At 41.3% G+C, this 12,787-nt stretch carries 13 protein-coding genes; 10 read left to right on the top strand and 3 right to left on the bottom strand.

Translation table 11 applies throughout. The annotated features are described in order from the left end of the window. Positions 1-45: 45 nt before the first annotated feature. The 9 genes from HFE01_RS22565 (at position 46) to HFE01_RS22525 (ending at position 6,852) form a co-directional block, all read left to right on the top strand. On the top strand, positions 46-1,278 hold the full coding sequence (locus tag HFE01_RS22565; RefSeq protein WP_107735062.1) for an aminopeptidase: 1,233 nt from the start codon (positions 46-48) through the stop codon (positions 1,276-1,278). A gap of 246 nt (positions 1,279-1,524) precedes the next feature. Continuing rightward, positions 1,525-2,115 carry a TetR/AcrR family transcriptional regulator gene (locus tag HFE01_RS22560; RefSeq protein ID WP_107735050.1) on the top strand — a complete coding sequence of 197 codons (591 nt, stop codon included), beginning with the start codon at positions 1,525-1,527 and terminating at the stop codon, positions 2,113-2,115. Between the two features lie 18 nt (positions 2,116-2,133). Beyond that, on the top strand, positions 2,134-2,760 hold the full coding sequence (locus HFE01_RS22555; RefSeq protein ID WP_107735051.1) for an HXXEE domain-containing protein: 627 nt from the start codon (positions 2,134-2,136) through the stop codon (positions 2,758-2,760). 119 nt (positions 2,761-2,879) lie between these two features. After that, entirely contained in the window at positions 2,880-3,668 is a 789-nt protein-coding gene (locus HFE01_RS22550) for a DUF4309 domain-containing protein (protein WP_107735052.1), read from the top strand. A gap of 143 nt (positions 3,669-3,811) precedes the next feature. After that, the gene (locus HFE01_RS22545; protein ID WP_107735053.1) at positions 3,812-4,339 is read left to right on the top strand and encodes a TetR/AcrR family transcriptional regulator; all 528 of its coding nucleotides are present in this window, start codon (positions 3,812-3,814) and stop codon (positions 4,337-4,339) included. 207 nt (positions 4,340-4,546) lie between these two features. Beyond that, the gene (locus HFE01_RS22540; protein WP_107735054.1) at positions 4,547-5,137 is read left to right on the top strand and encodes a sulfurtransferase TusA family protein; all 591 of its coding nucleotides are present in this window, start codon (positions 4,547-4,549) and stop codon (positions 5,135-5,137) included. Further along, positions 5,134-5,649 (top strand): DsrE/DsrF/DrsH-like family protein, encoded by a 516-nt coding sequence (locus tag HFE01_RS22535; RefSeq protein WP_107735055.1) that lies wholly within the window; start codon positions 5,134-5,136, stop codon positions 5,647-5,649. Before HFE01_RS22540 ends, HFE01_RS22535 begins: the two co-directional genes overlap by 4 nt. A gap of 76 nt (positions 5,650-5,725) precedes the next feature. After that, positions 5,726-5,992 carry a metal-sensitive transcriptional regulator gene (locus HFE01_RS22530; protein ID WP_016819043.1) on the top strand — a complete coding sequence of 89 codons (267 nt, stop codon included), beginning with the start codon at positions 5,726-5,728 and terminating at the stop codon, positions 5,990-5,992. Positions 5,993-6,171: 179 nt separating this feature from the next. Beyond that, positions 6,172-6,852: a YetF domain-containing protein gene (locus tag HFE01_RS22525; protein ID WP_031463504.1), complete on the top strand. Its 681-nt coding sequence runs from the start codon at positions 6,172-6,174 to the stop codon at positions 6,850-6,852. Positions 6,853-6,977: 125 nt separating this feature from the next. Here the strand turns inward: HFE01_RS22525 and HFE01_RS22520 are convergent, their stop codons facing one another. The 3 genes from HFE01_RS22520 to HFE01_RS22510 are packed head-to-tail and all read right to left on the bottom strand — an operon-like array spanning position 6,978 to position 10,942. After that, a complete protein-coding gene (locus HFE01_RS22520) occupies positions 6,978-8,084 on the bottom strand; it encodes a GerAB/ArcD/ProY family transporter (RefSeq protein ID WP_107735056.1) in 1,107 nt (368 codons plus the stop codon). Positions 8,085-8,107: 23 nt separating this feature from the next. Further along, entirely contained in the window at positions 8,108-9,313 is a 1,206-nt protein-coding gene (locus HFE01_RS22515; RefSeq protein ID WP_107735057.1) for a Ger(x)C family spore germination protein, read from the bottom strand. Positions 9,314-9,322: 9 nt separating this feature from the next. Beyond that, positions 9,323-10,942: a spore germination protein gene (locus HFE01_RS22510; protein ID WP_016819046.1), complete on the bottom strand. Its 1,620-nt coding sequence runs from the start codon at positions 10,940-10,942 to the stop codon at positions 9,323-9,325. A gap of 226 nt (positions 10,943-11,168) precedes the next feature. Between HFE01_RS22510 and HFE01_RS22505 the strand changes: the two genes are divergently transcribed. Beyond that, positions 11,169-12,329, top strand: coding sequence for a trans-sulfuration enzyme family protein (locus HFE01_RS22505; protein WP_107735058.1), 1,161 nt, complete (start codon positions 11,169-11,171; stop codon positions 12,327-12,329). Positions 12,330-12,787: the final 458 nt, after the last annotated feature.

Genomic DNA, 12,787 nt, shown 5'->3' with positions numbered 1-12,787 from the left:
ATGAAGCCATTCAATATTATTAAAACGAAACAGGAGCGTGGAAAAATGAGTACATTTGAATCATTGTTGGAGCAATACGCAGAACTGGTCGTAAGAGTAGGGGTCAACATTCAGCCAGGACAGGCGTTGTTGGTAACTGCACCACTGGAAACTGTTGAGTTTACACGTCTGATTGTCAGCAAAGCCTATGAAGCAGGCGCTAAATATGTACAGGTAGAGTTTGAGGACGATTCCATTACACGCAGTCGTTTTGAACATGGTGACGAAGCCAGCTTTGATTACTACCCTGCTTGGAAGGCAGAGATGATGGAGAAATTCGCCGAAGAGGGTGGAGCTACGCTAACGATTAAAGTGCCGAACCCGGATTTATATCAAGGTATTGACCCGGAACACGTTTCACGCGCAACAAAGGCGGCGGCTACGGCGAGAGAAGGCTATGCTCACTATACGCGGAATGCTAAGATTAGCTGGTGCCTGATTAAAGCGCCGACGAAGGCTTGGGCAGATAAAGTATTTGCCGATATAGCAGAAGAGGACCGAATTCGTGTCATGTGGGATACGATTTTCCAAATGAATCGTGTAGACGGCTCCGATCCAATTCAAAATTGGCAGGGACATTTAAACAATCTCGAACAGCTACAAAACAAGCTGAATCATAAAAACTATAAAAGCCTCCATTATCGTGCACCAGGAACAGATTTGAAAATTGAATTGGCCGAAAGACATATTTGGCGTGGTGGCGGCGGCGAAAACGCCCAAGGAATTTATACCGTGGCAAATATGCCGACAGAAGAAGTGTTCACAATGCCTAAGCGTACAGGTGTCAACGGCCACATCACAAGTACCATGCCACTTAATTTAAATGGGCAACTGGTAGATCGCATTACGTTTACCTTTAAGGACGGTAAGGTCACCGAATATACAGCAGAATCCGGCGAGCAGCATCTCACTCATTTGCTCGCTACAGATGAAGGGGCCTGCTATCTGGGAGAAGTTGCCCTGGTGCCGCACGATTCACCGATTTCCAATCTCAATCGCATCTTTTATAATACAGGTATCGACGAAAATGCCTCCTGTCACTTGGCCCTAGGCAGTGCGTATCCATTTAATATCGAAAATGGGACACAAATGAACCGGGAGGAGTTACTCGAGAACGGTGCCAATGTCAGCCTGACTCATGTTGACTTTATGATCGGCTCAGCCGAGCTGGATATTGATGGTGAACTGCAAGACGGAAGCACAGAGGCTGTGTTCCGCAAAGGAAATTGGGCAATTTAGTTTAGTCTTTTCTTAATCTCACTTCACTCAACCCGCAAACGATCTGATTCGTTTTGCGGGTTTTTTCATAGCCTAATTCTCATATCTTTACTTGTTTTGTGAAATGTAAAGTGCTAAGCTAAGTTCAAACAATAATTTAAACAGTGTTTTAAATATCGTTTTAATTTTTGCTTAAATTGTTGTTTTGCTTAAAGTAGTCCGTTTCATTTGTCCTTTAGGATTAAACTAAACAGGAGGAGGAAAAAGATGAGTCACCCAGACAAAAAACAACAGACCAAAGAAAAAATTCTACAGTCTACGCTGGAGTTTATCCAAAAGAAAGGTTTCGAGGCGGTTACAATCCGAAAAATTGCTGACCTGTCTGGTACTAATATTTCTCTAGTTAATTATTATTTTGGCTCCAAAGAAAATTTGCTCAGCGAAGCTATCGAAGTGATCCTAAACAGCTTTCAGCACACATTTTCTGTTTTGGACAATACAGCGATGCCCCCGCAAGATAGACTGAAACAATTTTTACTTAACTATTTACAGGTCATTCGCCAATATCCAGAGCTACTGTCACGAATTATTGTGATGGGCAGCACGCCCTTTACATCTCAACAGGAATACGGAAGATTTTTAAACATGATGGGGTTTCCAAAGGTCCAGAACACAATCAAGGAGCTAACAGGTGAGCAACAGCCAGAGCGGTTGTTAGCTATGATGCTGCAAGTATTCGGAGCCATTTTTCTGCCTGCACTGATGAGTCCGATTCTTGAATCTGGAGCAGTTGTGGAAATGCCTACAATAGAGGAACAATTAAACCTGCTGTTTGAAAGATATTTTGATCAAAAATAAATCTCAGGGGTGAATACCATGGAATTTTTGAGAAAATATTGGCAAGATGCAGGAGGCATCATTGGAGTGGCTGTATGTATTGTTTTGCTTATGAATTCAGCCATCTTATCGGATCTATCAGGCAAACTGTGGTTAAGCTTTGTGGCAATTTTGTTTCACCAATTTGAAGAATACCGCTGGCCCGGATATTTTGCGGGTTTATTTAACAATGTTTTGTTTAAAAGTGAAGCCCCGGATCATTACCCCTTGAACACTCAATCAGCGATGATCATTAATGTGGCAATTGCCTATGTATTTTATCTACTCCCCGTCTGGTTTCCCCACGTAATCTGGCTTGGACTCGCACCTGTTTTGATGGGATTTTTTCAGGTCATCTGGCACGGAATTGTTGTCAATCTCAAAGCAAAAACTGTATATAATCCCGGTTTGTGTACGGCAGTTCTCCTGCATGTCCCTGTCGGAATCTGGTATATCCATGAAATTGTAAAGCGAGACATTCCTACGGCAATAGACTGGATTGCAGGCACAATCTACTTTGTTTTTGCTATATACATTTTTATTGTGAAAGGGAATATATGGTTGAAGAAGAGTGACTCCCCTTACGCCTTTTCTAAACAACAGCTAGGCGCTTACGATCGCAGGTAGGATGTATTAGAAATTTATAACGCTATTGTTTACAAGTTGGATACAAGTAGAGGTATTCTCGAAACGAGGTGCGGTTACACTTGGTTTGTACTCAAGAACAAGGAAAGAGTGATCTCATAATGAAACCTATACATCAGTCTCGCAATCGTAAAAAGTTAGCTTGCAAGCTAGTTACTACCAGCGCTTTATTAGCAATCGGTTTTGCTGTAATGACAGGATGCGGCAATAGTGGAGAAGCAAGCTCAATTGCTCCATCTACAACAAAATCAGCCACACCATCTGCCAGTAATTCAACAGATCAGAACACAGACATCAATACAAATGAGCAAGATACTCCCAATAACAAGACGAATACAGATATCAGTAAGCCTAGTGCGGATGCAGAAAATTCCAAGAAACCTGGAAAAAAGTCTGATCAAGGTTTAACCTCGACACAGCAGAAACCTGCTAGTAGTACAGCCACACCTGACAGTAAACACGGCTCCGCGACTGCTATAATGAGCGCAGCCAAGCAGGGGACGTTGCCTCATCTGCCTAAAGGTCTTGGTCTAGGAACGAGCAGCGATCTGTTGTTCGAGCTATGGGGGAAATCCGATTCTGGTTCTACAGGCCCTATGAGAAGTTACGCCAAATATCATACAGATCTCATACTGGATGGAAGTGACAAAGTTACAGAAATTACTTCTTTCGACCCACAATATAAAAAGTTGCTTATTAATCAAGTTATTAGCGAACTAGGCCAGCCCACAGAAACAATTGACACCTCTAAAGACACATCCGGCACAGCAGAAGCTAATTATACGATCAACAACACGTCAGATCTTAGTTATTATTTAGTATTTTCTTATCAAATCAAAACGCAAAAGGTCAATTATGTTCGGTTATACTTTAACACGATGACGCCATAATGGAGTGTGCCAAAGGAGTCGTTCCATCATGATTAGGGAGGCGACTTTTTTGGTCGATTGCATTTTTAGAGTGTGACATTTATACTAATTAGTAATTGATTAATCACTACTAGGAAAATGTAACAAACAAAGGATGAGAAAATATGGCTAAAGCTACATCAACATCAATAAATCGCCAAAAGGAAATCATATCTGCTGCTATCGAAGTCTTTGCAGAGATGGGCTACTATCGAGCTACAACGGCCAAAGTTGCGGAACGGGCCAATATTTCTCAGCCCTATGTTTTCCGCTTTTTTGCTACCAAGGAAGCTTTGCTTATTGAAGCGTTGAAGGTTTCATTTGCACGCATCATAAACTCTTTTCACCAGGTCATTCATTCGGCTTCGTCTGAGCAGTTAGAGCAAGAACTGATTGCAGCCTATTCGCAAATTATGATGGACTATCGCAATGAAATACTCTTACAAATGCAGGCGCAGACGATCCGTGAGGATCTGGTTGTAACCGTGATGCAACAGGGGCTACGTGAGATCCATACGACGGTCTATAATGCTTTCCGGCAGGCAGATATTGAACAAGCCATGGAAAAAACGATGCTTTTTCTCGCCAGAGGCATGCTATGTAATATCTCGATGTCGCTGGATCTACCAGAACTGATGAAAATAGACGATTAATTTTATGTATGCAGTAGAGTCGCGCTTTTGTGCGGCTTTTTTTGTTTGCTTTTAGTTAGTACAAGGCATAAATTCGTTAGTTTCTGAGCGAAAGGAGCTAACTAGGTTGACAAGGGAAGCGAGTCTCGTTATTCTTATACCCATAGGGGTATATGTATAAAGAAAATAGTGCTAGACTAACCCACAAAAAAAGGCGGAGGTTATAGAATGTCATCAATTAACAATATCCAAGCAGATCATATTCTTGATTGCAAAGGGCTAGCTTGTCCTATGCCTATTGTAAAAACAAAAAAGGCTATGAATGACCTCGTTCCCGGAAAGATTATGGAGGTTCAAGCGACTGACAAAGGTTCATTAGCCGATTTTCAGAGCTGGGCTAAAAACACTGGACATCAATATTTGGGCACTCTCCAAGAAGGAGATGTAATGCGACATTATTTACGCAAAGCAAATCCGGCTGAAGTGATGAAGGAGCAAATATTTTCTTCTACGATAAGCCATGAAGAGCTACAAGCAAAATGTTCTTTAAAAGAGAACTTCATTTTGCTCGATGTTCGTGAACCCGCCGAATTCGCGCTTAAACATATCCCTGGATCTAAACATATCCCTCTTGGCGAACTGGAGAACAGACTTTCTGAACTTAACTTGGAAGAAGAGATCGCAGTGATCTGCCAAGCTGGAGCACGCAGTGAAAGGGCCTGCCGCTTGTTGGCAGACAAAGGAGCTAAAAACGTCAAATCTGTGCTTTCAGGCATATCCGACTGGGCAGGAGAAACAATGGGGAGCGATTCTATATGAGTACAGCAGCAGGAACTTATGCAGAGAATCAAGAGCAAGCTCAGCCCAAAACAACGATTATATTATTCAGCGGCGAGCTGGATAAGGCACTTGCTGCATTCATTATTGCGAATGGAGCGGCGGCATATGATCATGAAGTAACTATTTTCTTTACATTTTGGGGACTAAATATATTGCGTAAGGATGAACTCATACGCTCCAATAAAGGAATGCTCGAAAAAGCCTTTGGCTGGATCATGCCTCGTGGACCGAAAAAGCTAGCACTTTCCAAAATGAATTTCGTCGGACTGGGACCACAGATGATCAGGCATGTCATGAAAAAGCACAATGCGCTTTCCTTGCCGCAGCTTATAGAGTTGGCACGAGAGCAGGGCATCAAGCTCGTTGCTTGTACCATGACAATGGATCTATTAGGACTGCAGCAAGCAGAGCTAATAGATGGTCTGGAGTATGCTGGAGTGGCCGCCTACTTGGGGGATGCTTCACAGGGGAAGGTGAATCTATTTATTTAGGGTATTCTATTTACTTTTTTGGTTTATAATATACCTATACGTGTATATGGTAAGTCAGAAAAGGAGTGCATTGCTTATGGATTACAATTACAGTGATGAACTGAAAACGCGCTTGAGAAGGATTGAGGGCCAGGTGCGTGGGGTGCTTCGTTTAATGGATGAGGGAAAGTCGTGCAAGGATGTAGTCAGCCAGCTATCAGCTGTACGCAACGCATCAGATAAAGCAATAGCCCAAATTGTAGCAGAAAATCTGCAACGTTGTATATTGGAAGAGCGAGAAGCTGGAGGAGATACAGATAAGCTGGTTAAAGAAGCAATTCAGCTACTGGTGAAAAGTAGATAATTATGTGAATACACGAAAACAAAGAATATATAATAGCCGTAATTAAAAAGTTCGCTGCCTCTAGTTGGTAGCGGGCTTTTTTAATCGGACAATTTTTGGGAATAACCCCTCTGTTTATGCTGAGATAGACAGGTGTAAATAACACATAAGGAAAACAACTTCTTCCGGGAGGTCTATTTATGGAGGTATTTGTTACGATTGGTGTCAAATTGATCATCAGCTTTTTTGGCTTGTGGATCATTACTTTTATTACAGGCCGGAAAACACTCAGTCAGTTAACACCGCTCGATTTTCTGACATCATTGGTATTAAGCGAAATTGTAGGAAATACGTTATATGACGATAAAGTGACGATCTGGCATCTTTTGTTTGCTCTAGCACTATGGTGCGCGCTGGCCTACTTTTTCGAGAAAGCGACGACCCATTTTGTGAAATTTGGATATATGGCAGAAGGTCGAACAGTGCTGCTCGTAGATAAAGGACAGGTTAATCAAAAAATGCTGGAGAAATATGATATAGAATTTACACAGCTACTCTCCATGCTACGCCAGCAAAATATTTTTTCTCTGCGTGAGGTCTGGTACGCCACTCTAGAGACGAACGGCTCATTGTCAGTCATGCGCAAACCCGAATACGAGCCACCTGCTGCTCAGGATATGGGAATCGATGCACAGCCTGACCTTTTTTCTGTTACTGTCATTGATAAGGGAAGGTTGCTAAACGAATCTATGCGTGGGAAGTCAATCGATATTGAACAGATTAAAGTAAGGGTGCGAGAGCAGGGATATGATAGTATCGACGAGATTGCCTATGCAGAGTTTAGCGAGGATGGGACACTTCACATCGTGCCGATGAAATAGAAAAAGCACAATAAAAGAGGCTGAATACTTGAATGATAGGCATACTATAGTTCTGCTCTTCTTACCGTGTATGGTGTAGCTGCTGAGATAGAGGCATAACTTCGGAGTATTGAACTACCGTATCCTTATGAAGAGGACTGTTTATTTGTCTTTTTTCTTTTTTTAATAACAATAACGGTAAATAGTAACAAAGGGAGGAAAATTTGAAAAATAGGAAACCAGGAATTAAGAACAAATTTTCGACCGATTACCATGTGATGAATATAGTTAGGGGACAAAAAAGAAAGACCATAAATAAGTGCTGCCAGGGGAAGAATCCATTTTTTAAATCCGACTCCAGTTATTTTTTCTAGTCCTATCACAGCACCATTAAAAAATAAAGACATTTTGATGATCAAGCCAAGAAAAAGAAGCAAGGTGAAAAGGGCATCCATTCGTTCGAACAGATCTGCTAATTCAATCAACTGAACGGTCTCCAAAAGAGGAAGTGTGCTATTTGCGGCGATCTTGGGTCCGAGAACAAAAATATCCAATTGATTAACAAATGTTAGAGCAAGTGCGGTCATTATATAGGCAAAGAAAACGGGTTTTGTGAGATTCCGGCCTTTATGTACAAGCGGATAAAATACAAGAAATAACACAGTTTGTCCGAATGGAAAGGAGATAAGCTCAGGAATAGCGGCTTTAAATATGGGTCTCCATCCTTCCTCTAAAACCGGAAGAGAATTTTCCAAGTGAAAGAGACCAGTTGCCGGAATTAATATACTAATTATGGCGTATCCAAGTACAAAAAAAGGGAAAAGGAACAAGCAAAATAAGAACAATGCTTTGTAGCCGTAACGAACCGTGTTGGATACGACCACGATTGTGATCAAGATGATGATCCACAAAGGGGTTTGGCGGAGCAAAGTCATTACTGTTACCTCGCCTAAATCGCGTATGTTTCGAGATGCTTCATATGTAAAATACATCACAAAAAGTAAGTTAATGATTGTACCCACATATTTCCCTGTGTAACGGCGAAACAACATGAACAAATCCAAATCAGGATCTTGATGGTGAATAGCAAGATGGAGCTTTAGCAGAAGAAGTCCTGCTAAAGCTCCTACCAACATAACTAACCAAGCATCTTGCTTTGCTTCAGCTCCCATTAAAAACAAAGTTGTACTTCCAACCTCAAACAAAGACATACAAATGATCAGCTCGGATACTCGGATTGTATTTTTACGCATTGCTTCAATTCACCTCTCCCTGCTTATTCATTTTTCAACAGTTCGTTAAAAGATTTTTCGAATAATCCCGGACGTGCAAGCTTCATTTTCACACCTATTTTTATATCCATGTTTGCGAACTCTTCAGGCCATGTCTCTTTTATTTTTTTCCAGTCTTTTGGATACTTGTGATGAATTTTATTTCCAACACCAATAAGGTCGATATTCTTTTGCTGTAAGGCTTTCCAGCCTTCCTGAATTTGTAATTTGATTATTTCCGCTGCTTGCATCTGCAATTGATGTATACTTTGCATATCTTTCATTTCTCTTTGCGAAGAGGCTGACAGAAGATCACCAGTAGCTTTAACGTCAACGTTGAGGTAATAATGATTTAAATTCTTGATTGGCGTAACCTTAACCTTGGCTTTCCGGATGAGGAAAGCGGACATAACATTTCCATCCACATAGTTTACAGTAGTGTTTTTAATCTGGTTGTTTAACCATGAAACCCCCATACTTTCCTTTTCATTTAGGAAGCCGACTCTCTTGTCTTTCTGAAAAATACTTAAGCCCGATAACTTGAGTTTATTTTTGGCGGAGGTTTCCTTGAAAACATCAACAGAATCTAGTTTCTCCGGCTCGGAACCCACAAGAGATATTTCTGGAACTCCGGCTGCACTATCGGAGCTAATTTTCGAAATAAATTCATACATGGATATTGCGGGGTAAATTGATCCTAATTTGCTATCTCTTTCTATAATCTTTTCTAAAGCTTGACCAGGAATTTTCTCTGGTGGTACAAGCTTTCTCAAAAAATCACGAGCCTCTCCGTTGGCAATGAATACTTTTACAGTTTCTCGTGAATCAAGGTTGCGGAGGTAAATATCAATAATCTCTTCAATGCCTTGTTCTGCTGTTTTTTTTCCAATAACGAGTATATTATTTTGGGCGAAATATAGTTTACGTGGGTATTCCAGGCTACTCTTCATAACGGTCTCTCTCAATGTTTTTCCATGTGTAGAAAAGGTATGTACAGCGCTTTGCGATGCCCCGGTGGAAGAACCACCTGATCCAGTCGTCATGGCTGATGGAATTATAATTTGATAGGTATTGATCCAGTCGCCTTTATGTCCATCAATTCCAGTTGCTGTTGTGATGGCTAATTCGTTCAATTCTGTACGATCTACGCACCCTGTAAGTAATAATCCTGCAATAAACAGAACATAACTAACTCTTAATTGCCGCACCATTGATCTCTCCTATTTTTGGGTATCAGACTTGTCATTATTTTTGATTTCATCCGAACTAGCAGGGTATTGGTGAGCTGCCTGTCTTGTCTGGTTATGTCCCGTTTTTTCGCTAGGTCTGGTTTTCATAGCCCACCACGGAGCTCTGATGATAAGGTCCTTCATATTAGATTTAAAGGTGGGGCTGTAGGGCACAAAATAATCAACTCCGAATGATTTGAGAGATACAAGATGAACAAGAAGGGGGATAATTCCTATTAGAATACCGAATAAGCCCAGAGCCCCTGCCAGTAGCATAAGTGCAAAACGCAACAACCTGACTGCTGAAGCCATACCAAAATACGGGATGACAAAGTTCGATATAGCAGTGAAGGCAACAACGATAACCATTGCACCTGAGACCAGTCCGGCTTGCACCGCTGCCTGCCCGATAACCAAAGCTCCTACAATGGAAACGGCTGGTCCGATGACCCGTGGCATTCGCACACCTGCTTCACGAATCACTTCAAACATCAATTCCATCATTAAAGCTTCCAATAATGCAGGAAAAGGAGTTCCTTCCCGTTGAGCCATCAACGTAATTAACAGCGTGGTGGGGATCATTTCCTGTTGGAAAGTCGTCAAGGCTATAAATAGAGAGGGAAGCAACAATGAGACTAGAAAAGATACCACACGAAGAGCCCTTAAAAAAGTTGAAATGTCATATCTCTGGTAGTAGTCTTCGGCCGTTTGAAAGAAATTAAAGAAGGTTACAGGTGCAATCAGAGCGAATGGTGTCCCATCAACCAGAACAGCTACTTGTCCGTCTAAAAGGCTACCTGCGACTGCATCCGGACGCTCTGAGTTTAGCATGGTGGGAAAGAGACTAAGTGGTTCATCCTGTATAAATTCTTCGATATAGCCACTTTCAAGTATGCTGTCTGTATCAATAAATTGAAGCCGTTTTGTAATTTCCTGTATTACTTCTGGATTAGCGACATTTTCAATGTAAGCTAACATGACTTTGGTTTGTGTATATCGCCCAATAATATGACTATCAAATTTAAGGTCAGGTGTCCGCAATTTTCTTCTGATCAGTGTGATGTTGGTTGAGATATCCTCCGTAAATCCTTCTTTAGGACCCCGCACTACGGTTTGAGTACTGGGTTCCTGAATAGCTCGTCTTACTCCGCCTGCGATGGAAACTACCAAAGCATAGTTGTTTCCGTCGATGACAATGACGGCATTCCCGGAGAGGATGGCTTGATATACTTCATTTTGCGAATGTATCATTTGAATATTTCCAGACGGAATTGTGTTTTTTAACAAAGAAGCTGCAGTATTTTCCTTAAACATAAAATTATCTGCGGAGCCCATCTCTGTAATCAAGCTCTCCATTAAATCGGAAAGCAAGTTTTGGTCAATCAGTCCTTCAATATAACAAACGGCGAGATGGCCAGCATGAGCAGGATTTTCGGGGAAATCACGAATAATAAAGTCAGAGCTTTGCCCGAGTTTTAATTTAAGTAAAGATAGAGTATGTGTTAATGATGGATTTATGGGTTCTGAAGAGGCCTGCTGTTTGGATTTTTCGATATCCTGTGTGTATCTTTTTCCAGGCTTCAGAACATTTCTAATCCAACGTGTTAACACAAGTAAACCCCCTCTATATTGATAAAGCATATCTTTGCCCTGCAACCCAAAAATATACGCTATTTTTATGAATTGGATACTTAGTGAAAGACATTTGGAAGCCTCATAACTCCTTCGAAAATTAAACAGCACAGGTCCAAAGCAATTTGACTTATAGAATATTTGAGTCCCGGATTGAGGAAACTATCTCTTATGGTTTTGAAATTTCAGAAAGTGGTGATCAGATTTGAGTTTCTCGGATGATCAGCTTATCTGTCTCCGATTTGAGGACGAACTAGGGTGTTTTGCTAAGTCTGCTGTTCCTCCTATTTATGAGACTGCTCCATTTTTCTTTGATACCTACGAAGACTATGCTGAAGCGGCTAATCATGAGAAGGAGCATTATGTCTATTCGAGAGGAACCAATCCTACCGTTCGGATTGCAGAACAAATGATTGCTGCGCTAGAAGGTGGGGAGGACTGTAAGTGCTTTGCCTCTGGAATGGCTGCTATCAGTGCCGCTCTAATGTGTAGCTTATCCGCAGGGGATCATCTGATTCTGGTCGGACATATATATGAAACTTCCGTCAGCCTAGCCAAATACTTAACGAAGTTCGATTTAAACTACACCATTGTACATTCGACTTCTACGGAAGCGGTTGCTAATGCCATCCAACCGCAGACTCGTGCTATTCTTATGGAGTCTCCTACCTCGTTTACATTCGATATGGTAAATATTCAGGAGGTAACTTCACTTTCCAAAGCGAAGGGTATACGCACAATCATAGATAATTCATGGGCTACACCCCTTTTCCAAAAACCATTAGAATGGGGCGTTGATATCGTCGTTCACTCCGCATCCAAGTACTTGGGGGGACATAATGATTTAATTGCAGGGGCAGTAATCGCTTCTAAAGAGATAATAAATCGTATGTATGCTGAAGAATATGAATTGATTGGCGGTTCGTTAGCCCCTTTTGAAGCCTGGTTACTCATACGGGGGCTAAGAACACTCCCGCTCCGTATGGAAGCCCATCAAAGGAATGCTCTGTTGGTTGCCCGTTTTCTATCAGATCATCCGGCCATTTCTAAAGTAAATCATCCTGGACTTCCTTCTCACCCACAGCATGAGCTGGCATGTAGACAGCTTAAAGGGTATGCCGGATTATTCAGCTTTGAACTAAAAGATTCGGGTTATGAGGATATATGCAGAGTGATCAATAAACTGAGACTGATTCGGATCGGTGTATCGTGGGGGGCTATGGAGAGCCAGGTGATCTCACCGAACTACGGGTTCAATAAGCAGAGTCTAAAAAAACAACACATGCCTGAATCCCTAATACGCTTGGCTGTGGGGCATGAACCTGCTGAACTTTTAATAGAAGATCTAGCTACAGCTTTAAGCTAAGCGATCATTTCAGGATTTTATGTAAAAAAAGCGAAAGCAGCAGTTCCATCAATAAAGAGCTTCTGGTTTTATGATTTATAACGTTTATACCTTCGGTTGTTATAGACAAATCATTATGTGTAGGCGTGGTTCAGTAAAAAATTACACTGTGTAGAAACACAAATCATTTACTGGTAAATATTACAACTTGCCTGATGGGTATACACGTGATAAATTATATATCCAGCCAGTTAAACGGCTGTTGAGTTGATCTTTGAAAACTGAACAACGAGTGAGTACGGATTTTGTTTATAAAATCCAATGCTGAAATTTTGGTACATGCCATCTGGCTATATAAAATGGAAGCAGAAATGAGAGATATTTTATCTCGTCAGTTTCAACATGAGCTAATCGCTCTTTCTATATTGTTTTATCTTCGGTTCTTCTCCTTGGAGTGGATGAAGATGAAACAGGTTGAC

Origin of the sequence: Paenibacillus sp. EKM10P (genome assembly GCF_011800655.1) — a bacterium.
Classification (GTDB): domain Bacteria; phylum Bacillota; class Bacilli; order Paenibacillales; family Paenibacillaceae; genus Paenibacillus; species Paenibacillus polymyxa.
Note: the sequence above shows the minus strand (reverse complement) of the source record. Positions and strands in the feature narration are given on the sequence as shown.

What these genes read in the sequence shown, in the direction of transcription:
- HFE01_RS22535 (WP_107735055.1), top strand. Translation starts at nt 5,134, where the DNA reads ATGAGTACAGCAGCAGGAACTTATGCAGAGAATCAAGAGCAAGCTCAG.
- HFE01_RS22560 (WP_107735050.1), top strand. Translation starts at nt 1,525, where the DNA reads ATGAGTCACCCAGACAAAAAACAACAGACCAAAGAAAAAATTCTACAG.
- HFE01_RS22550 (WP_107735052.1), top strand. Translation starts at nt 2,880, where the DNA reads ATGAAACCTATACATCAGTCTCGCAATCGTAAAAAGTTAGCTTGCAAG.
- HFE01_RS22525 (WP_031463504.1), top strand. Translation starts at nt 6,172, where the DNA reads ATGGAGGTATTTGTTACGATTGGTGTCAAATTGATCATCAGCTTTTTT.
- HFE01_RS22565 (WP_107735062.1), top strand. Translation starts at nt 46, where the DNA reads ATGAGTACATTTGAATCATTGTTGGAGCAATACGCAGAACTGGTCGTA.
- HFE01_RS22545 (WP_107735053.1), top strand. Translation starts at nt 3,812, where the DNA reads ATGGCTAAAGCTACATCAACATCAATAAATCGCCAAAAGGAAATCATA.
- HFE01_RS22520 (WP_107735056.1), bottom strand. Translation starts at nt 8,084, where the DNA reads ATGCGTAAAAATACAATCCGAGTATCCGAGCTGATCATTTGTATGTCT.
- HFE01_RS22530 (WP_016819043.1), top strand. Translation starts at nt 5,726, where the DNA reads ATGGATTACAATTACAGTGATGAACTGAAAACGCGCTTGAGAAGGATT.
- HFE01_RS22515 (WP_107735057.1), bottom strand. Translation starts at nt 9,313, where the DNA reads ATGGTGCGGCAATTAAGAGTTAGTTATGTTCTGTTTATTGCAGGATTA.
- HFE01_RS22555 (WP_107735051.1), top strand. Translation starts at nt 2,134, where the DNA reads ATGGAATTTTTGAGAAAATATTGGCAAGATGCAGGAGGCATCATTGGA.
- HFE01_RS22540 (WP_107735054.1), top strand. Translation starts at nt 4,547, where the DNA reads ATGTCATCAATTAACAATATCCAAGCAGATCATATTCTTGATTGCAAA.